Raw genomic sequence first — 18888 nt, 5'->3', positions numbered from 1 at the left:
CTGGCTGGTCGCCGGCGATTGAGTAGTTTTCGAAATACCTAGATACTATAAAGATGTAAATTAGCATTGTCTAATATTTATTTTGAAGCTATCACCTCGGGATTGAGCGTTTGGTCCAAGGGCTGTGATTAGACTAAAGCACGCTAGTAAAGGTAATACGCGTTAGCGAGTCGAGTACAGGTTAGCCAAATTAACTGTCATGAGCATAATGAACAGGATCACGGATGTGCTGACTGATTACGTTCTTCAGATCTTATTCATACAGATCTAGCCAGGCATAACGCTCGCGATACAACTTACGCTTTTGACGTTTTAGAGCTTCAAGATCTTTCCTGTTCGGGTTTGTCGGGAGACGATAGAAATAGTTATCATGCACCTGTCCATCGTGCTCTTCCCACAGACTGTCGTATTTAAGGCTGATGTCTTTGTTTTTCTTACCGTAGCGTAATGAGTTCGAGACATGACCAGACTCTTTTACCGCATAGATATTGTCGATACCCAAGTTAATAGCGAGCAGTCGTAGTGTTTCTACCATGAAGGATTTAGGTCTTAAACCGTAAAAAGCTTTGGTGAATGTGCGGCTAAATCCATTGTCATTGGCGCCACCCTGTATACCGCCGATGTAGATGTTGTTGTCGAAAACAGTAAACGAAATGGTATACATTTTTTCGAGTTGAGAGTTGGTCAATGAAATTGTCAGTTCACCTTCTTTTCTCGCGTTTCTTTCGAAGCTGAGATTAACCAGATAAACGTTGTCATCTATCTCAAGTTTTAAAAGATTGAGCCTTTCGTTATAGATTTGGTGTCTAGCTTCTGTTGCGAAGGTGTTTTCAAACCAGTCGTAGTGTTTGGATAAGATATCGATCTTTTCTTTATTGCTAAAGCCAGTACATAAGTAGGGAGTCACAAATTTAGAAAGGAAGTTGGGTTGCTTGATAAATAATAACTTTCTCTCTTCAGAGTTGAAATTATTACTCATTTTTCGAGTAGCTGAATAATAAAACAGGGCTCGAATAGTAAACTTAACTATCGCTTTGTACTTACCCTTATTTTTATGGGTATTTGCTTCAATCCCCATGCGAACGACATTCATAATCACCTCAAAGAAGAAGGATTGCTCGAACATAGTCGTGTCATGAACCCTTCCAATAATCTCACCAATAACAAGAAAATGATGATAGTGAAAAAGGTGATTTGGGTAAGTATGGATATGTATAGCTATGTAACTCAATCAGTTACTTAGCGTTCAGATTTTGGACAGATGTGTTTGTCGCTTTAGTGGGGAGGGGTATCAATGTTATTTATTAGAGGCGCTTGCTCCTAAATCAAAAATGCCACTACAAATCTGCAGTGGCATTAGAACGATAACAAACTATCACCTTGCTTAAACCTAAACTTTAGTTCTTATATAAACTAAAGTTCTAACAGTTTAGCCAGTTCACGCTCTTCGAGAAGCTCTTCAATGCGTTGACGAGTCTTAGGCGTTTCGGCTTGCGCTTTAGTCGACTTGCCTGCTTTTTTGCTTCGGCTCGTTTTCGCTTTTTCCTTAGTCGTCATCGTAATCTTCCTTGTGTTTTTTGTGTTACAGGTTGCACGTTTCTTTTAGTGCCTTGCCCGCTTTAAATGCTGGCGTCTTTGATGCGGCAATCTGAATCTCTTCTCCGGTTCGCGGGTTACGACCAGTGCGAGCAGCTCGAGAGTTAACTTTAAAGCTACCAAATCCAAGGATCGATACGTCATCACCGTTCGCAAGCGAAGTAGAGATACCTTCAACTAGCGCATTTAGTGCTGTGCCTGCTTGGTCTTTTGAGATGTCTGCAGAAGTCGCGATGTGTTCAACTAATTGAGATTTGTTCATAATCTATATTCCTTATTGAGTACGGCTGGCGTCTACCTTTAGCACCTAGCTTATGCGATCTTATCAACAGCAATTGAAATAATGTCAGTGAGCGGGTAGAGCTTTGTAAAGTAACCAACAGAATTGACTATAAAAGCATCTGTCGGTTCAATCAATGCAATTCATTGATTATTATTGGTTTATAGACATGTTGCCCAAATTTACTTGAGAAAGAGCATTAGGGTTGCCCGTTCGATTCATAATCCAAATCGAAGCTGTCATCTATCACGTTGATAACGAAAGAGTAAAAACAAAGAAGCCCAGCTTAATTGCTGGGCTTCATGTTGTGCTGTCAGAGCGATTTGTTAATTCAGAACTATTTAGTAATAAAAATTTGTTCTGTTTCTAGTGATGTCATCGTGCGAACTTGACGCCAAATGTAGTAGAAAATACCTAACATCATCAGCATGCTTGGGATGGCGATTGCTGGGTAGCTGTAAAGTGTCAGCTTGCCAAGTTCTTCATTAAAGGCAGCGGTGCCAGCAGGGCTAGTCACAATCCAAGTCGCTAGGAAGTAGTTCATAGCTGAAGAAAATGCGAAAGTACTCGCGAATAGGTAGTTGGATGTCATTAGACAACGATTAAACTTTGCTTGGTTACCGAACTGTCTTAAACGCTCTTCAATAAGAGAGATGTTTAACAGAGCTGGTGTAAAGATAACTTTTTGGATAAACGGGTAGCGAGTGAAGGTCGATCCAAGAACCGCTAAACCAATTAGGCCGGGGATTAATGCTTCTTTTAGCGCTAACCAACGAGTGTCTAGTTCGAAGAAACCAATACCGCCCGTTAATAGCACGCTGACGAAGCCAAGCGCCGCGATGAAGTTGAACTTCTTGTTGCGGATTAACTCCATGCCACCGTAAGCAATAGGGAAGGCAAGGGCGACAAGTAATGCTAAGCCTGTTCCGAGATGCTCCTCTCCACTGAACTTCATTAAGATGAATGAAGGAAGAAGGACGTTAAATACGACTTCGAAAAGAGGACTCGATTTTTTGTTTTCTGTACTACTCATAATTTCTAAATACATTATGTTATGGATTTATTCTCAGGGATTGTTGTTTACCTCGCCCAAGATGTAAAGCCTTAACACGTCATGCTGTGTAACGACATGTGACATCAACGACATCTCTGAGCCTATATAACGCTCAATTTAATACTTTGTGAGGGATGTTTATCTGGCCGACTTGGGGAAATCGAGTGGAAATTTTGGTTTAGTTTATTCAAACCTAATTCAGTTTATTGCGTTGTCGCGTACTCTTACTCACATTCACCGCTCTTAAACGATTGATGAATGTGAAATGAGGGAGAATAGAAAGGAATAGTTATAAGTCCATTATTGGTCGAAAAGTAGGTTAAAGCTTAAAGGGATTTGGTCGGAAATCGCTAATCCACCCACGGTCGCTGAAAGTTTGTTTAGATTCTCTGTCGATATCCCAAAATCAGCGCCGTTGACGATGATTGTCGAAGCTGAGCTAACCATGACAAACCCTGAGGATGGAACCACCACAACTGGGAAATCGATCGTTTTGGTTACGCCGTGTAAAGTAACTTCCGCTGCTACTGTTGTTCTTTTTGGATCACCAGATAGCATCGACGGTTCAACCTTCCCAGAGATCTTCACTTCAGGAAAAGTCATCGATTCAAAGTAGAGTTCATTCAGTCTCTGGTCACGAATAGCGACTCCGGTGCTCACGCTTTTCAAGTCCAATACTATTGAAAACTGACCCTCTTCGGTAAGTCCTCCAGACATAGGTTTGATGGATGCGGGCTCGACAACAAACTGCTTTTTAATGGTCGCGAATGTGATGTTCGATAACTTCGGATCTAATGTGTAGCCCGACTCCGCGAAAGATTGAGCGGAGATAACGGTGCATAGGAGGCCGAATGTAGAGATTAGTTTTTTCATAAGTTGTCACCAGATTGATGAATTCACAGGTTTACGTTCTTGAGTCGTACGTTTTTAAAATGACTTTTTGGAAAGAGTGATTGAGAGAAGCTTAGTTCAGCATTCGAAAAATTACCGCAGGAAAAGAAGAGCGTCGCTGTATTACTGGAATCATGATCGACGAAGTGACTTGTTTATTTTTAGTTATGTTATAACATAACCAAAATCACTCTTGCCAAGAATAATTATTCTGTTGGTAAAAGGGAAGCGATGAGCATGTATCAAGGAGACGACGTAATGAATGCCGTGTTAACCAAGCCTTTGGCTACCAATAGCAGCCAGCCACTCAACATTAGTTCAGCTGTGAGTATTCAGGATAAGGCAAATCACAAGCCAAGCTTGAGTGCTTCTGAGCAGCCAACGGTATTAGCGGATATCTACCAAAGTGATATTAATATAGCGGTATGGCAGCGACAGTTTGATGAAGGCTTAACGACGGCAATTAGTGAATTTATCGCCTTGAATCCAAACTTTAGTAAGTCTGTTAGCGTGTCACCTGAAAATGCTTTCGATAAGTTGGAATTTGCCACCGATGGCACCGCCTCTAAAGCGCTGTTAGAAAACATGGCAGAGCTGGTGGATATGTTCTGTTGTTTGTTTGAGCTTGAAGAAGTCGGGTTACGTTTAGCCGTTCTGAATAAAGCGATGTGCCCACGTTTCCATTTTGATCAAGTGCCTTGCCGCTTGGTGACAACTTATCATGGTGTTGCGACTCAATGGTTGCCAAACGACTTAGTCGACCGTTCTAAGCTAGGGCTAGGGGCTAACGGAAAGCCTGATTCTGTTTCAGGCCTGTACAACGACGAATCTGACATCCAGAAAATGGCCAGTGGTGATGTTGCGTTATTAAAAGGGGAGCGTTGGAGTGGCAATGAGAATAGAGGCCTTGTTCACCGTTCACCAGTCACTTCATCTGACGAAACACGATTGCTGTTAACGTTGGACTTTGGTTGATCAACTTTTGACTACTTTGTCCGCAACCTGTTTCTATTCAGACGTTCAACACGTTTAAATACCTTCCTAATGATCTAACGGTATAGCGCGATCTGTGCCGTTATTATTCTCAAACAGAGACACTCATCAGCTGACCATGTTTAGCACATTAATTCAAAATTTATAGTTTACCATTCTCTAAATCAATGGGTTACGATGCGTGCTCTTACTCACACATATGAATAATTCAACCAGTTAGCTGGTTTCTTAATTTATTTTAAAGCGTAAAATATATCCCGCTTGCAAACCGCTTTGGCAACCAATTTGTTCGCCACGGTTTTTTACTTCCAAATTATAGGTTTCCTATGTTCAAGAAACTCTCGCTTAAAAATAAGCTGGCGATTTCAGCCAGTATGGCCATTATCCTGGGGGGGATTTTGGTCGAGGCATTGTCTTTTCGTGCTTCACTGCAAAGGTTGGATATTGAAGTTGAACAGCGCTTAGAGGGCGCATCGGCTTCGTACAATCAATATGTATCGGATTGGATCTTATCCAAAGAGCGTGCGCTTACTTCTCTTTCGAAAGAGTCCAAACAAGAAAGCTTGGTGACTCATCTAAAACAGGTTCGTGACTCAGCCTCTTTTGATAATGTCTTCTTGGCATTTCCTGATGGTTCGCAAAAGAACGCGAACGGTGTTGTGTTGCCACCGGGCAATGATGATCCACGCGTATGGGGTTGGTACACCAATGCGGTTGCGAACCCAAGCAAGGTGTTCATGGATAACCCAACGGTTGCTGCAGCAACTGGGGCGAACGTTGTTTCATTAGGAACAGCAATGCAACTGCATGGGCAACAGGTTGTGTTGGGTGCTGATGTAGAAATTACAGACATCTTAAACAGTCTAGAGCAGGTGATTCTTCCAGGTGAAGGTTACATGTTCATCGCGACCAATAAGGGCACGGTTTATACGCACCCTGACACTAAGTTACTGAACAAAAACATCAGCTCACTTGGGTTAGATTTTGCGGATGTACAAAAGGCGCTGACTAGCGGTAAAGACACTTCTATCGAGTTGAACGGCAGCGACTATGTTCTGTACGCACGTGCGATTGATGGAACGAGCCTGATTACTGTGAGCGTTGTTAACCATGACTCATTGGTTGCGCCACTATTTGATGCAGTGATTGGTCAAGTGTTGGTGACGCTACTTGTGGTGATCGTATGTACCATACTGTTTAACCTTTTGTGTACTATTCTATTCCGTCCGTTGAACCACGTATCTCAAGCATTGGCGCAAATCGCGAATGGTAGTGGTGATTTAACTCAACGCATTCATGTAGAAAACCAAGATGAAGTGGGCGAGTTGGCTCATAACTTCAATACCTTTGTTGGAAGCTTACAGCAGTTGATTGGCCATATCCGTGGGCAGTCAGAACAGTTAAATAGCCAGTCAGAGCAAAGTACTCAACGTGCGAACCGTTCTGTGGATGAGCTTAACCATCAACAGCAAGAAATCACAATGGTGGCAACGGCTGTAACGGAAATGGCCTGTGCAACTCAAGAGATTGCATCGCATGCCGAGCGAACAGCAAAAGCGGCGCAAGATTCAGCGACAAGCACTAACAGTGGTCACGCTCTGGTCGTCGACACTAAAGGTTCTATCAATAACCTAGCCAATGAAGTGAACGAAGCAGGTAATGTGATTAGCGAACTTAACAAGCATGCTCAAGAGATCTCGACTGTACTCGCAACGATTCAAGGCATTGCAGAACAAACCAACTTACTTGCTTTGAATGCAGCGATTGAAGCGGCTCGTGCTGGTGAACAAGGTCGTGGATTTGCTGTGGTAGCGGATGAAGTACGTGTGCTTTCACAGCGTACCCACTCTTCAACGGAAGAGATCAAATCAACAATTGATATCCTGCAGCGTACAACGGCGCAAGCGGTTGAGCTGATGGAGAGCAGTTCTAAGTTGGCAATACATTCAGTAGAAGATGCCGATCGAGCTTCGCATGCGCTTGAAGAGATCAATACTGCAGTTGCTTTGATCAGCGATATGGCGACTCAAATCGCGACGGCTGCTGAAGAGCAAACACATGTGACGGGTGAAATTACCCAGAACGTGACGACCATTAAAGATGTTACCGAACACTTAGTTGTGGGCGCACAGGACAGCTTAACTGAGTCGAACGAACTTAAGAGCCAAGCCGCTGGCTTAAGTGACAAAGTGGCGACTTTTAAGCTTGCTTAACTGGTTCGCTCACTGATGCCTGATCAGTGAGTGCACGTTAAGCAATAAGCCAAAGCGACGTAGATTACGTCGCTTTTTTTGTGTCTGTGAACAATCGAATTCTTTACTAATCCGCTTCTGAAAATTCTCTAAGCGCACTCATTGCGGCTTCAGCTTTGTCTTTCTGAACGAAGATATGGTCGTGATAAAAGCCAGCAATCACGTTGGCGCTAATGCCGTAAGAACCAAGCTTGGTGGCAAAGGCTGCTGTTAATCCAACCGCTTCAAGACTGGAATGTACCGACAATGTAATCAGGCTAAACACACCATCGAAGTCTAGCTGAGCTTTGGTCGCAACTTCTTCTTTCAGAACCAGTGTTAAACCTTCTTTCTCACGAAAAGTCGAGATTGGATTGAGCTGAACATAGTCTGCCAATCCCCCGCCTACAGTACAAAAAACATAGCTCCCGTCGATTAATTCTGGTGACATGGATTTCAGTAGAAGGTCTAGGTCGGTAATGGCAGCCATAGTCAGTTTCCCTGCGTGAATAAGCTAATTGATGATGTATGCAGTCACGATAGAAGCAACTGACAGTTAAGTAAAATTAATGATTTTAATTCTGCATCAGTTTTACTAATGGCAAGTTTTCCTCCTTAGTGATGGCATCGTACTTCTACCAACTTGTCGATTGTTCCATCTCGTCAGATAAATGGTCGATAAAGGCTCTTAACAGCGGTGTGACTTGTTTACGCGTTCCATAAATAGCATGAACACCGAGCGTTTTAGGTTGCCATTCAGAAAGCAGTGGCACTAATAGACCATCACGCATCAAGGTTTCCACTGAAGGGAAGGGCAGTAAACAGATACCGTTGCCTTTGAGTGTGGCAGAAAGCAGAACCTCTGAGGTGTTTGCACTGATATTCCCTTTAATCGGAACCGATTCGAGCCCATTGGGGCCATTGAACGTCCAAGCGGTTTTGCCAAAGTAACTGAACGATAAACAGTTGTGGTGCGCTAGATCTTGGGCTTCTGTGGGTGTGCCTTTCTCTTTTAGATATTGAGGCGATGCGCAAATCACGGAGCGGCATTCACCGATCTGCTTCGCGACAATATTGGGCGTCAGTTCGTTGGTTATGCGAATGGCCAAATCGATGCGTGACTCAACCAGGTTGACGGTCTGATCAGTCGAGATAATGTCGATAGAAACCTCTGGCCATTTGGCGATGAAGCGACTAATTGATTCCATCAAGAAGCTATCGACAATCGAGTAGCTCGCAGTAATACGCAGCTGACCTTTTAAATGCTCTCGGTTTTGGTTTCTGATCCCAGCTAGGGATGTTTCCAGTGCCAAAAGTTCTCTGGCGACCTCAAGTGTTTCTTTACCTGCGCTGGTTAAACTCAAGCTTCGTGTTGTTCTGTGAAGCAAGCGTGTGTCCATCCATGTTTCTAACTCACCCAAATAACGAGTGACCTTGGTTCGTGAGAGATCAAGGTGCTCTGCCGCTGCGCTCAAACTGCCACGTTCCACTATGGTGACAAAGACATTCATTGCCTCGAGTTTATCCATTGTTTTATTGCCTAGAGAATTAAACCGACCTCAGTATATGTCCGAAAACTGCAATAGTTAAAGTCAATTTGATATCTATTTCATCTAAAAACAATCAAATAAGATATTTGGACATTCAACGAGTTGGCAGGTGTTCAACTCCAAGTATCGGAATAAAGCCATGAATACGTTATCGAAAAACCTGTTATCAAAAAGCATGCTTTTAGGAACCATAAGCCTAGGAACCGTGCTGGCATCAAGTGTTGCTTTAGCTGTGGATCTGAACATCACTCACTATAACCCCGGTGAGAACGCGATATTCCCTGCAAGCTCGGTATTGGTTTCGGGTGAGAAAGAAGTGATTCTATTTGACGCACAATTCAGTGTCGCAGACGGACAAAATTTGGTGGAGCAAATCAAAGCCACAGGCAAAAAATTATCGATGGTTTACATCAGCAGCGGCGACCCAGATTACTACTTTGGTTTGGAACCGATAGTTTCGGCATTTCCTAACGTTAAAGTCGTTGCCAGTGAAGCCGTTGTCGCGCATATCAAACGCACCAAAGATGCAAAGCTTGAATACTGGGGGCCTATATTAGAAGGCAACGCGCCCTCTAAGGTGATTGTTCCAATGGTGATGAACGACACAACATTAAGCATCGAAGGTGAAACCATCGAAGTGAAAGAGATAAATACACACCAAGCTTACCTATGGGTTCCGTCTGAAAAAACGGTGTTTGGTGGCGTGTCGGTGTATAGCGGTGTGCATGTATGGATGGCAGATACTGCATCGAAAGAGATTCGTAGCCAGTGGTCACAATCGTTGGAGCGTATGAAAGCACTAGAGCCAGAGGTTGTAATTCCGGGTCACTATTTAGGTGAAATGCCAACAGGAATAAATGCAGTTCACTTCACGAAGGATTATGTGGCTGATATTGAAAAAGCGTTGGCGAGCAAAAGTAATCCAACATCGGTCGAGATCAGTGATTACATGAAGAAAGCCTACCCGAAATTTGAGGCTACGGAAGGCGATTTAGAACTTGGCGCGAAAGTGCTAAGCGGCGAGATGGCTTGGCACTAGAGTTGATTATCTCGGTTGTGTCCCAGAACAGTCTGAAGATTGTATGCTAGATTTATTGGTGATACACAACTGGAGATATCGATGATCTGGCTTTCAGTGAAAGTACTACAGATTGGACTTGTCTATGGATACAGGAAGTATCAAAAAACGAAAAGAGCTCCAGCTTAGGAGCTCTTTTTTTGTTTCGGAGAGACGACTTTCTATTTCAAGTGAGAAAGAAAATCAGCATTTACCCGGTTTACTGTTAGTAGTCAGATTAGCCTAGTAGCCAGATCCGCCCTGCAACTCAATATCACCAATAAGCGAAAGTATGTTGAAAATAGAACCCATTACTCCTCACATCGGCGCTCGTATTCACGAACTAGAGCTTTCTACATGCAGTGCTGATGAACTCGATAAGGTGTATCAGGCACTTATTGCCCATCAAGTGATCTTTCTCGACGGGCAGACTTTGTCTCCAGAACAACACTTGATGATTGCACAGCGCTTTGGAACGTTAGAACCTGCACATCCTTTCTTCCCTCACGTGGAAAGTGCGCCACAGGTGAGTGTGATTGAAACAACCCGTGGCAATGCGCCAAAGGAAAGTTATTGGCATACCGACTTAACGTGGCGCAGCTTGCCGTCGAAAGCTTCCCTGTTGCATGCTCAACACATTCCAAGCATTGGTGGTGACACTATCTGGTGTTCTATGACTGCGGTTTTTGAATCTCTACATGAAGATATGAAAGCTAAGTTGAGAGGGTTGTCGGCGACTCATTCGCTTGTGGCCTTTGAAGGTATAGAATCAGAAGACATTGATCTCGATTGGCACAAATCCTTGATTAAAACAGCACAGGAGAATCCGCCAGTGGTTCACTCTGTTGTTCAAGTTCATCCTGAAACGGATAAAGAAACGCTCTGTATCAATGAACAGTTTACTCGTTATATCAACGAACTCGACCGCAAAGAGAGTGATGTTTTACTCAGCCAACTGTTTGAAATTGCGAGACGCCCTGAGTTTCAAGTTCGTTTCAAATGGGACAACGGCTCAATGGCGATCTGGGATAACAGGGTAACGCAACATTACGCAGTGATAGATTACGGGGATACTCCAAGAAAAATGCATCGAGTAACAGTGACATAGCAGTAAGCTGAACACAGTTATCAAAAGAACACCGCGCATGCCCATCCCTGAACCAAGCACTCGTACTTAAATTTAAGCGTCAGCAGGGTGCATCATTCATCTACGCTTAATAATAAAAACAAATGCGTTGGTACATATTTGATTGAAACCTCACTGCTCGGACGTGATGTGTAATATAATCGGCGCCAAAATATAAGTATAAAAACCAAATCATAGAATTAATAAACGTCAGGGCTTAGAGAGCAAAGTATTTCGTATGAACGCGATTCGTAAAGTTTACCAGTACGCAGAACCGAATTTAACCCTCGTGGGTTGGATGGGCTTTGTCGGCTTCCCAATTTACTACATTGTGTGGGAGTTTTTGTTCCCGCAACCCTACGAAAACTTAGCGCTTCGCCTGTTTTGCTCGGTATTGTTCTTTGGCATTATATTTCGCAATCGCGTCCCATTTGAATGGCGAAAATACCTTCCGGCTTATTATCAAGTTGCCGTAACTATCTGTTTGCCAGGTTTCTTCTTCTACATGCTGCTAATGAATAATTGGTCCAACGTTTGGGTTATGTCATTCATGTCGGCTATTTTCCTCCATATTTTATTGGTGCACGTGACGAGAGTGATGTTTGCACAAACCTTTGCCGGTATTGGGATTGCTACCTTGTGCGCTTGGATTGCACAAGGCTTCTACCTCGAACTCACAATGGATTGGACGCATGTGCCAATCTTTTTGTTTATCTACTTATTCGGCAACTTGTTCTACTTCCGCAATCAGGTGGAACATGAAAACAAGGTGTCATTGGCAAAGTCTTTTGGTGCGGGTATTGCCCATGAGATGCGAAACCCTCTAAGCGGATTACTTACCTCTATTGATGTCATGCAGTCCATATTGCCGAACCCTAAAAGTGGCGATCAAAAAGGGCAATATGCGTTAAGCAATGAAGAAGTGATTCAGTTGCGTGAAGTGGGCGATGAAGCGATGGAGATCATTCATTCCGGTAACGAAACGATAGATCTGTTACTGACTTCAATTGATGAAAACCGAGTCTCTCGATCTACGTTTAAGAAGCATTCAGCGCAAGCGGTGGTTGAGGATGCGATAGACAGTTTCAATTACAAGCGCTCTGCTGATAAGTCAGCAATCTCCTTGGATGTGCAGAGTAACTTTGAGTTCTTGGGTAGTGACACCTTGTTGAAATACGTCATGTATAATCTGTTCAAGAATGCGTTCCATCATCGTAGCCCTGAAGATTTTCATATTCATGTCACCATGTTCAGTGATGAAGTGACGAACCAGATAATGGTGACGGATAACGGCTCTGGTATTTCGAGCGATATCATTCGTCGTATTTTCCAAGACTTTTACACCACAGGCCAGTCGGGTAATTACGGTTTAGGTTTGCCATTTTGTCAGAAGGTCATGCGCTCGTTTGGTGGTGAGATTAAATGCCAGTCTGAAGTGGATCAATGGACACAGTTCACGATGATTTTCCCATCTTTGACTTCCAATTCGGTAGAGGAAATCAAGAGCGAACTGACTAAACTCAAGACGGTGCTGATGATCAGTGATCAGACAGTGCTTTCCAGTAAAATGACTGAAACCTCTCGCTTTATGGGTTTTGACCTAGAGATTTTGGATGTGGCATCAGCGCTTCAGAATAAGGAATATCAATTTGAGTTCGACTTGATTTTCGTTGATATGGAGAGCTTGGATTTAAGAGCCAATTGCCTCGATAGGATTGAATCGTTACTTTCGTTTACTGAGGCGCGAATCATTTGCTTGTATGAGCGTCATCCTATCAAGCGTGTACGTAACATTTCTTTCGAGCCTATTTGGGTGGAAACACAAGTCTGGCTACTAAATACTAAAGCGACCATTGACCGTTTACTGTTTGACTCCAACTACGTGATGCCATCGGTTGCTGTAAAACCGCTAGAGGCCACCACTAGACGTACGATTATGGTGGTCGATGACAATGAATCTCTACGCCGATTTACGGCAATGTTATTGGAAAAACAGGGCTTTGATGTTGTGCAAAAAGAAGACGGACAACAAGCCTTAGATGCGCTTGATACCGACGAAATCGACTTGATCCTAATGGATATTGAAATGCCAATCATGGACGGTGTTGAAGCTTCTCGCCGAATTCGCAGTGCCGACAAAGAATACTCTTCGGTGCCGATTATTGCTCACACGGGTGACAGTTCTCCCGTTACTTTGGAAAAGATGGAATCATCAGGCATGTCGGACTTTATTGTTAAACCTGCCGATAAAAACCGACTGTTTGATAAAATTGCTCACTGGATTTAGCGGGTGTAATAGTCTGAAGTTCACGGCCATTGGGTAGACATAGATTCAAGAAAGAGCTCAGCGAATTGCTGGGCTCTTTTTGTATCGCGACATGATAGCGTCCATTCAGTCCTGCCGTTGGTGTTGGTTATAAATATGGTTCGAAAAAGGTTACACGAACTCTAACTCGGGGTGATGGTACGCTTCGTGACAAACCGTGAGCACATGGTCAATGTCTCTTGGTGTCATGTCGGCATTGACCGAAAAGCGGATGATGTTTTTGTTCTTGCCAGTCGCAGGGCGGCAGAATACCGCACCGAACACATCACGTTCTTCTAAGAAGTCTCGCACACGCTCCGTGTTTCTTTCATTGCCGCACTCTAGCGCTACAATTTGAGACTCACTGCGGATATTAAAGCCAATTCGCTTTAGCCCCGTAGTCAGCGACTTAGCCCGATTGAATAAGGCTTCTCGTTTGTCTTCCGCACCTTTGATCACCTCCAACGTTTTCTCTAAACGAACCACTTCTTGTGGTAACACTGTTGAGCTAAAAATCGCAGGGTACGCCACAAACGGCAAGGTTTTAGACAGTTGTTTAGGGCCAAGGATTGCCCCAGCACGATAAGCAAAGGTTTTAGCCAAGCTAACGGTAATGAAGTCGACTTGGTTAGTGAGACCCAATGCGTGAACTAAGCCAGCACCATTTTCCCCATGCGTACCCAGTGAATGCGATTCATCAACGACAACGGCACAATCAAACTCCTGCGCCATTTCGTAGATGTCGCGTAGTGGGGCGATGGTGCCGATTGTGCTGTAAACCGAGTCGACAACAATGACACCTGAGCCGTGGCGCTCTAACTGTTTGCGTAGGTGATTCATATTGTTATGCATAAACGGATGGGTAACTGCGCCGGCAGCCCGAATCCCTTCCCATAGCGACATGTGTGCAAGGAAATCAATATACACAGGTGTGCCCGGTGGGCAGATGGTTTGCAATAGCCCAATATTGGCCGCCCAGCCCGATTGAGAAAGCAAACAGCTCTCCATTCCAACATAGTTCGCGAGCTCAGTTTCAAACGCAGGTTTAGACTGCTCATCTTGTAAGAAAATTGCAGACATCACTACGTTGTCATCTTGTTCGACAATCGCCGCTTGATGGGCCTCTTGGATCGGTTTGTTATGTGACAGCGCTAAGTAATCATTGCTCTGCATCACAACGGAATTACGCTGGGGGCGTTTACCCAATACTAAATGCTTCTGGCTTTGGTTCTGGGTAATCAGGTCTTGAATATAGAAGTTCAAGCGTTCTTCGATAAAGGAAGGTAGTGGTTTGTTTTTTGTTTTATCACTCATAATAGTTCTCTTCAAATACAGGAAAACGCCAGCGCTGACGGCTGTATATTGACGATAAAAAGTGATGTGTCATTAGCCAAGTTGCATAATTTTGTGGGTGCTTGCAAACTCAGCATTTAAGGGTTTTGAGGCGAGTGGGTTTCCTTACGGTTCGGGGCTTTACCCGAATTAAGATAGGAATAATAGCCTTCTTTTTTATGACAAAAGGCTATTAGAATTCGGCATTCGAAGGCATTTAAAAAAGCGGATTTTGAAAGGCTACGTGCTACGTGCTACGTGCTACGTGCTGTTAGCTGTGAATATGGATAAGCTCGATTAAGGCATCCAATTGCTGCTTGGCTCCACACTCTAACGAATACCCAATATTGATGCGTAAGCAATTGCTGTAAAGGTCGAGAGTGCTGAACAGGTGTCCAAGCCTAATATCAATGTTCTTCTCGGTAATGCCCTGAGCAAAGGCTGACTGGTTCAAGCTTGGGATTTGCAGCCAAAGCACCATGCCACCTTGTGGATTACTTATCTTCACATCTTGAGGAAGGTGCTGAGCCAAATAACTTAGGTATTGTTGGCGCAAAGACAAGATCTGAGTGCATCTTCTCCTCACGTGCTTAGCGTATTGGCCAGATCCAATAAAGTCAGCAACCGCAAGCTGAGTGGGCAGGGCAACGCCGTAGCTCGCAGCTGAGAACTGAGCCTTGTATTCGTTGATAAACCTGCCCGGCAAGCACCATCCCAAACGGTAACTCGGTGACAAACTTTTCGATACTGATCCACACCATAAGACAAAACCGCCTTTGTCGTAGTATTTCGCGGGGAGCGGCGTGTGTGAGGAGTAGGACAGTTCCAGATACACATCATCTTCAATGATCGGCACTCGATAGTGATTCGCTAATTCAGCCAGTTTCTGCTTTTGAGTGGCTGACATGTTGATCCCTTGAGGGTTCATATGAGAGGTACAAAAGATCGCGGCATCGACTTGTTTATTTTTCAAATGCGCTTCCAGTTGTTGCAAGTCGACACCATCATCTAGAGACGGGATCTCGATGATTTTTCGCGACATTTGTCCGAGCAATTCCAGAATACCGTTGAAACATGGCGAGCTAATAGCGATGGTGTCGCCTTCTTTAGTGCAAGATTCAAGTGCGGCCTTAATCGCAGACATACAGCCAGCCGTAATCACCATCTCTTCAGGTGAAAAGTGCACATCGAGCTTGGCAAAATGAGTGGATAATGCCTGTCGTAACATCGGCTCACCTTGTGTATCTGGGTAATGGTTAAGCCTGTTGCTCATACGCCTAATAGCGCGACGAAAACTTCGTTCCAGTTCAACGATCGACTGCTCATCATTAGTGGTGCTCGAAACCCCTAAAGGCCCATTGATTGAGTTGTGAGTCGATGAGGTTTGCCTAACGCTGGACACCTTACTCTCAAACTGTGCCCACTCTGGGGTTGAGTGAGCAGGTTTATGAGGAGAAACAAAATATCCCGCTTGCGGTCGAGAATGAATCCAACCTTGTGATTCCAGTTTTTGGTAGCAGCTCACCACGGTCGACATGCTGATCGCCTGTTGCTTGGCGCTACTTAGTCAGTTATGGCTTTGTGTTCGGTGTGGGTATCTGGGGTATGGCTTCATGGTCGATCACTGCTGGTTTATCGTCTGGGCTTTCATCGGTCTTGCTTTCAACCAACGTATTAATCGGCATGGCGGTTGGCGTGTGGGTGTTCAAGGAGAGTGCTTCCGTACGTAAATTAATGGGTGCGATGCTAGCCATGTGTGCGTTGGCGGTATTGGTATCTGCAGCAACGGGCAATGTCACCGTTAATGGCGTGATCTTGATTATGATTGCGGCGTGCAGTTTGACCTTGATGGGCGTGATCGTTAAGGCATCGAAAACCACTCAAGCTTTTGCGTTCAATGTCTGGGGGATGCTGTTTGCTCCAGTGCCATTAGTGTTATTTGCCGTGATGTTACACGGTGACCAAATAATCTGGCAGGGCATCGAACAATGGGATTGGAACACGACGATTGCGGTGCTGTTTCAAGCTTACCCAACCACGCTATTTGGTTATTGGGTATGGAATAAGCTGCTAATCCAATACCCGTTAAGTACGACCGCGCCGTTAACCTTGTTAGTGCCTATCTTCGCATTGATTAGCGGTTACTTTATGTATGATGAGGTGCTGTCTGTGGCTCAGGTTGTTGCATCAATACTGTTTCTTGTCGGAATTGGTTTGATTGTGAAACCTGCGAATGTAACGAATACCAAAGCGACACAAACACTTGCTGAACAAAAATGATTGAAGAAAGCTGATATTGCATGAGCAGCTTTGAATGACAAATAAGACCTCGCACTTGTGAGGTCTTATTCTATGTCGAAGAAGTGAAGTTATTTAAATAACCAACTTACTAAGCAATCAACTAACCATACACGCAAGTAACTGGCTCTCAAGATCATCGTCTATTTCTAGACCGATCATTTCTATTCTGATTTCGATACACTCATCGAGTTCTGATTCCGTCAAGCCATCCTCTGTTAAGTTGTAACCGAAAACCTCAAAAGAACATAGGCTTTTATAAGTGAATTCGAATTAAATTCTGAAATGATACAAATCTTATATTTAATAACGCTTATTTAGTAACCTTTGTTGAGTCCCATATCAAATCAAGTGGCTGATTTTATTGGGTATCGGAGAAAAGTCTCAAAAATTATTATTTAGTTCGCTAAAGTTTTAAATTCTATTAATGGTTGTTTGTATGGAATATAACTCCATTTCGTTACTGTTGAGTAGATGGTTTTTAGCTATATATGTGAAATTTGAAGCGAGTTATCTTTCTGATTTGAAAGAATAATTAAATAGTTAAGATAAAAAAGTTGGCGAAAATCAGAAGCTTGGCATACACTTTCCTAGTAAATGACCTTATCTCATTGATTGAATAGGGTAAATGCTTTGGCGCTACTGGCGATGGTAGCAATGTTTAACATAGCTTTGAGGAAAGTTTTATGGCACTCACGAAGGCCGATTTGGCTGAGAACCTGTTTGAGACACTCGGATACAGCAAGCGGGATGCCAAGGAAACGGTGGAAGTGTTTTTCGAAGAAGTTCGTAAAGCGCTCGAAAATGGCGAACAGGTAAAACTGTCTGGTTTTGGTAATTTTGATCTTCGCGAGAAAAACGAGCGACCTGGTCGTAACCCGAAAACTGGTGAAGACATTCCAATTTCTGCTCGACGTGTTGTTACTTTTAGACCGGGACAAAAACTAAAGGCCCGTGTCGAAAATATTAAAATCGAGAAGTAGCCAAGCAATAGACCACGCCTAGCGTGGTCTTTTTGTATCTGCATAGAGTTTAAGCTAAACGCATTTCTTTAATTTTTAGTAACCTTTCTCAAACTCCATCTATTTACTGTCCGGTAAGAACTTGCTTTAGATGCGAAAACAGAGGCTAGGCCTCTGACTTTGAATCTTCACTCTAAAGGGCTTGTTGAACCTTACTTGCGATGTCTTCAGACACCCAAGGCTTCCATACCTGTGGTGAGCTTTCTAGAAAGTAATACATGGCTTCTTCGGCGTCGGCTTGGTTGTCTTCCATCCAGGCCAGCAACTCACTCATTTGTTTATTGGTAAAACCACGCTTTTCAAAGTATTGGTAGGCAAGAGGTTCGTTATTAGCAAAGGCTTCTGTGGTGATTGTGTGAACCGGTGCTGGTGGATACATGGTCACTTTAGGAGATTCACAATCAGGTTGTGTCGTACAGTTACGGAATTCCTCAATGTCAGTACCACTTCCGAAATCAACCTTCACCATTTCATACTTACCTAGCACAGGCGTAGGCGACCAGTAATATCCAAACCATGCTTTTTTGCGTTCGTAAGCTTTCGCTATCGTACCTGCTAAAGCGGCGCCTGAGCCGGGATCAACCATTTCAAAATTGTGATCTTCTAACTTAAGCGCATCGAACAGGTGACCGGAGGTAATCTGACAAGTCCAACCCGCAGGGCAGCTATAAAACGCAAACTTCTCATCATCTTCTGGGTGTTCAAACAGCTTTGCGTTTTTAATCACACCTTCAATGGTTGTAAGCTCTGGGTACTGTTCAACAAGGTAGTTTGGTACCCAGAAACCTTCTTCACCGCCGTTGACCAAAGACTTGCCCGCGTAACGTAGACGCTTATCCGCAACACCCTTATCCAACGCTTCTTTGATGCCATTAGTCCAAAGCTCTGGCGCAACATCAGGTTGACCTTTTTCAATCATTGACGTGCCCGTAGGGACGCTATCACCGGGGATTAAGTCCGCTTCACAGCCGTAGCCGTTATTCAAAATGAATTGGTCGACATGAGCAATAAGGCTCGCCGAGTTCCAGTTCATGTCTGCAATGGTGATCTTTCCGCATTCGTCAGCACTAGCGTGTACAGAAAACGCAGCAAGTAGCGCGATGGAAAGCATGGATTTGTTATTCTGCATTGACGTAATTCCTTTTCTTGTCAG

At 43.8% G+C, this 18888-nt stretch carries 14 protein-coding genes and 4 pseudogenes; 7 read left to right on the top strand and 11 right to left on the bottom strand.

The features are described 5' to 3' along the window. Positions 1-256: 256 nt before the first annotated feature. From AB4154_RS04180 to AB4154_RS04160, 5 genes and pseudogenes are all read right to left on the bottom strand, one after another. Positions 257-1093, bottom strand: a pseudogene (locus tag AB4154_RS04180) (VirK/YbjX family protein); the annotation flags it as partial. Between the two features lie 320 nt (positions 1094-1413). Next, positions 1414-1557 carry a hypothetical protein gene (locus AB4154_RS04175; RefSeq protein WP_017059112.1) on the bottom strand — a complete coding sequence of 48 codons (144 nt, stop codon included), beginning with the start codon at positions 1555-1557 and terminating at the stop codon, positions 1414-1416. A gap of 25 nt (positions 1558-1582) precedes the next feature. Beyond that, entirely contained in the window at positions 1583-1858 is a 276-nt protein-coding gene (locus AB4154_RS04170; protein ID WP_017059113.1) for an HU family DNA-binding protein, read from the bottom strand. A 355-nt stretch (positions 1859-2213) separates the two neighbouring features. Further along, positions 2214-2909: a VC0807 family protein gene (locus tag AB4154_RS04165; RefSeq protein WP_372122294.1), complete on the bottom strand. Its 696-nt coding sequence runs from the start codon at positions 2907-2909 to the stop codon at positions 2214-2216. A 321-nt stretch (positions 2910-3230) separates the two neighbouring features. After that, positions 3231-3803 (bottom strand): YceI family protein, encoded by a 573-nt coding sequence (locus AB4154_RS04160; protein ID WP_017069838.1) that lies wholly within the window; start codon positions 3801-3803, stop codon positions 3231-3233. 276 nt (positions 3804-4079) lie between these two features. Between AB4154_RS04160 and AB4154_RS04155 the strand changes: the two genes are divergently transcribed. Both AB4154_RS04155 and AB4154_RS04150 read left to right on the top strand, forming a co-directional pair. Then, positions 4080-4796: a DUF1826 domain-containing protein gene (locus tag AB4154_RS04155; protein WP_372122380.1), complete on the top strand. Its 717-nt coding sequence runs from the start codon at positions 4080-4082 to the stop codon at positions 4794-4796. Positions 4797-5140: 344 nt separating this feature from the next. Beyond that, a complete protein-coding gene (locus tag AB4154_RS04150; protein WP_372122292.1) occupies positions 5141-7027 on the top strand; it encodes a methyl-accepting chemotaxis protein in 1887 nt (628 codons plus the stop codon). Between the two features lie 106 nt (positions 7028-7133). Here the strand turns inward: AB4154_RS04150 and AB4154_RS04145 are convergent, their stop codons facing one another. After that, entirely contained in the window at positions 7134-7535 is a 402-nt protein-coding gene (locus AB4154_RS04145) for an ACT domain-containing protein (protein ID WP_102547849.1), read from the bottom strand. Positions 7536-7680: 145 nt separating this feature from the next. Next, entirely contained in the window at positions 7681-8574 is an 894-nt protein-coding gene (locus AB4154_RS04140) for a LysR family transcriptional regulator (protein ID WP_017059121.1), read from the bottom strand. Positions 8575-8734: 160 nt separating this feature from the next. Here AB4154_RS04140 and AB4154_RS04135 point away from each other — a divergent pair, with 160 nt between their 5' ends. The 3 genes from AB4154_RS04135 to AB4154_RS04125 all read left to right on the top strand — a co-directional run bounded on the left by AB4154_RS04135 (position 8735) and on the right by AB4154_RS04125 (position 13065). Beyond that, complete coding sequence (locus AB4154_RS04135) at positions 8735-9634, top strand: Vmh family MBL fold metallo-hydrolase (RefSeq protein WP_017059122.1); 900 nt, start codon at positions 8735-8737, stop codon at positions 9632-9634. A gap of 310 nt (positions 9635-9944) precedes the next feature. Then, positions 9945-10760, top strand: coding sequence for a TauD/TfdA dioxygenase family protein (locus AB4154_RS04130; RefSeq protein ID WP_372122290.1), 816 nt, complete (start codon positions 9945-9947; stop codon positions 10758-10760). Positions 10761-11016: 256 nt separating this feature from the next. After that, complete coding sequence (locus AB4154_RS04125; protein ID WP_372122288.1) at positions 11017-13065, top strand: response regulator; 2049 nt, start codon at positions 11017-11019, stop codon at positions 13063-13065. Between the two features lie 150 nt (positions 13066-13215). On the opposite strand, the gene cqsA is transcribed toward AB4154_RS04125, so the two are convergent. Both cqsA and AB4154_RS04115 read right to left on the bottom strand, forming a co-directional pair. After that, entirely contained in the window at positions 13216-14397 is a 1182-nt protein-coding gene (gene cqsA / locus AB4154_RS04120; RefSeq protein WP_372122286.1) for an alpha-hydroxyketone-type quorum-sensing autoinducer synthase, read from the bottom strand. A gap of 289 nt (positions 14398-14686) precedes the next feature. Continuing rightward, positions 14687-15973: pseudogene (locus AB4154_RS04115) on the bottom strand (PLP-dependent aminotransferase family protein); the annotation flags it as partial. Between AB4154_RS04115 and AB4154_RS04110 the strand changes: the two are divergent. Then, positions 15964-16695 (top strand): annotated as a pseudogene (locus tag AB4154_RS04110) (DMT family transporter); the annotation flags it as partial. The pseudogenes AB4154_RS04115 and AB4154_RS04110 sit on opposite strands and share 10 nt — an antisense overlap. Before the next feature lie 117 nt (positions 16696-16812). On the opposite strand, the pseudogene AB4154_RS04105 reads toward AB4154_RS04110, so the two are convergent. Beyond that, positions 16813-16950 (bottom strand): annotated as a pseudogene (locus AB4154_RS04105) (GTP-binding protein); the annotation flags it as partial. Between the two features lie 449 nt (positions 16951-17399). Between AB4154_RS04105 and ihfA the strand changes: the two are divergent. Next, complete coding sequence (gene ihfA, locus AB4154_RS04100) at positions 17400-17696, top strand: integration host factor subunit alpha (protein ID WP_004734853.1); 297 nt, start codon at positions 17400-17402, stop codon at positions 17694-17696. Positions 17697-17868: 172 nt separating this feature from the next. Here ihfA and AB4154_RS04095 read toward each other — a convergent pair whose 3' ends face one another. Then, positions 17869-18864, bottom strand: a complete 996-nt coding sequence (locus AB4154_RS04095; protein ID WP_102427801.1) for an ABC transporter substrate-binding protein — start codon at positions 18862-18864, stop codon at positions 17869-17871. Between the last annotated feature and the right edge of the window lie 24 nt (positions 18865-18888).

The organism is Vibrio sp. 10N.286.51.B11 (genome assembly GCF_041469245.1).
Taxonomy (GTDB): Bacteria; Pseudomonadota; Gammaproteobacteria; order Enterobacterales; family Vibrionaceae; genus Vibrio; species Vibrio crassostreae_C.
The sequence above is the reverse complement of the archived record's forward strand: the minus strand, read 5'-3'. Positions and strand labels throughout refer to the sequence as shown.

Excerpts from the sequence above, each read along its gene's own strand:
- AB4154_RS04140 (WP_017059121.1), bottom strand. The coding sequence starts at position 8,574 with ATGGATAAACTCGAGGCAATGAATGTCTTTGTCACCATAGTGGAACGT.
- AB4154_RS04170 (WP_017059113.1), bottom strand. The coding sequence starts at position 1,858 with ATGAACAAATCTCAATTAGTTGAACACATCGCGACTTCTGCAGACATC.
- AB4154_RS04160 (WP_017069838.1), bottom strand. The coding sequence starts at position 3,803 with ATGAAAAAACTAATCTCTACATTCGGCCTCCTATGCACCGTTATCTCC.
- AB4154_RS04125 (WP_372122288.1), top strand. The coding sequence starts at position 11,017 with ATGAACGCGATTCGTAAAGTTTACCAGTACGCAGAACCGAATTTAACC.
- AB4154_RS04165 (WP_372122294.1), bottom strand. The coding sequence starts at position 2,909 with ATGAGTAGTACAGAAAACAAAAAATCGAGTCCTCTTTTCGAAGTCGTA.
- AB4154_RS04145 (WP_102547849.1), bottom strand. The coding sequence starts at position 7,535 with ATGGCTGCCATTACCGACCTAGACCTTCTACTGAAATCCATGTCACCA.
- AB4154_RS04095 (WP_102427801.1), bottom strand. The coding sequence starts at position 18,864 with ATGCAGAATAACAAATCCATGCTTTCCATCGCGCTACTTGCTGCGTTT.
- cqsA (WP_372122286.1), bottom strand. The coding sequence starts at position 14,397 with ATGAGTGATAAAACAAAAAACAAACCACTACCTTCCTTTATCGAAGAA.
- AB4154_RS04175 (WP_017059112.1), bottom strand. The coding sequence starts at position 1,557 with ATGACGACTAAGGAAAAAGCGAAAACGAGCCGAAGCAAAAAAGCAGGC.
- ihfA (WP_004734853.1), top strand. The coding sequence starts at position 17,400 with ATGGCACTCACGAAGGCCGATTTGGCTGAGAACCTGTTTGAGACACTC.
- AB4154_RS04130 (WP_372122290.1), top strand. The coding sequence starts at position 9,945 with ATGTTGAAAATAGAACCCATTACTCCTCACATCGGCGCTCGTATTCAC.
- AB4154_RS04155 (WP_372122380.1), top strand. The coding sequence starts at position 4,080 with ATGAATGCCGTGTTAACCAAGCCTTTGGCTACCAATAGCAGCCAGCCA.
- AB4154_RS04135 (WP_017059122.1), top strand. The coding sequence starts at position 8,735 with ATGAATACGTTATCGAAAAACCTGTTATCAAAAAGCATGCTTTTAGGA.
- AB4154_RS04150 (WP_372122292.1), top strand. The coding sequence starts at position 5,141 with ATGTTCAAGAAACTCTCGCTTAAAAATAAGCTGGCGATTTCAGCCAGT.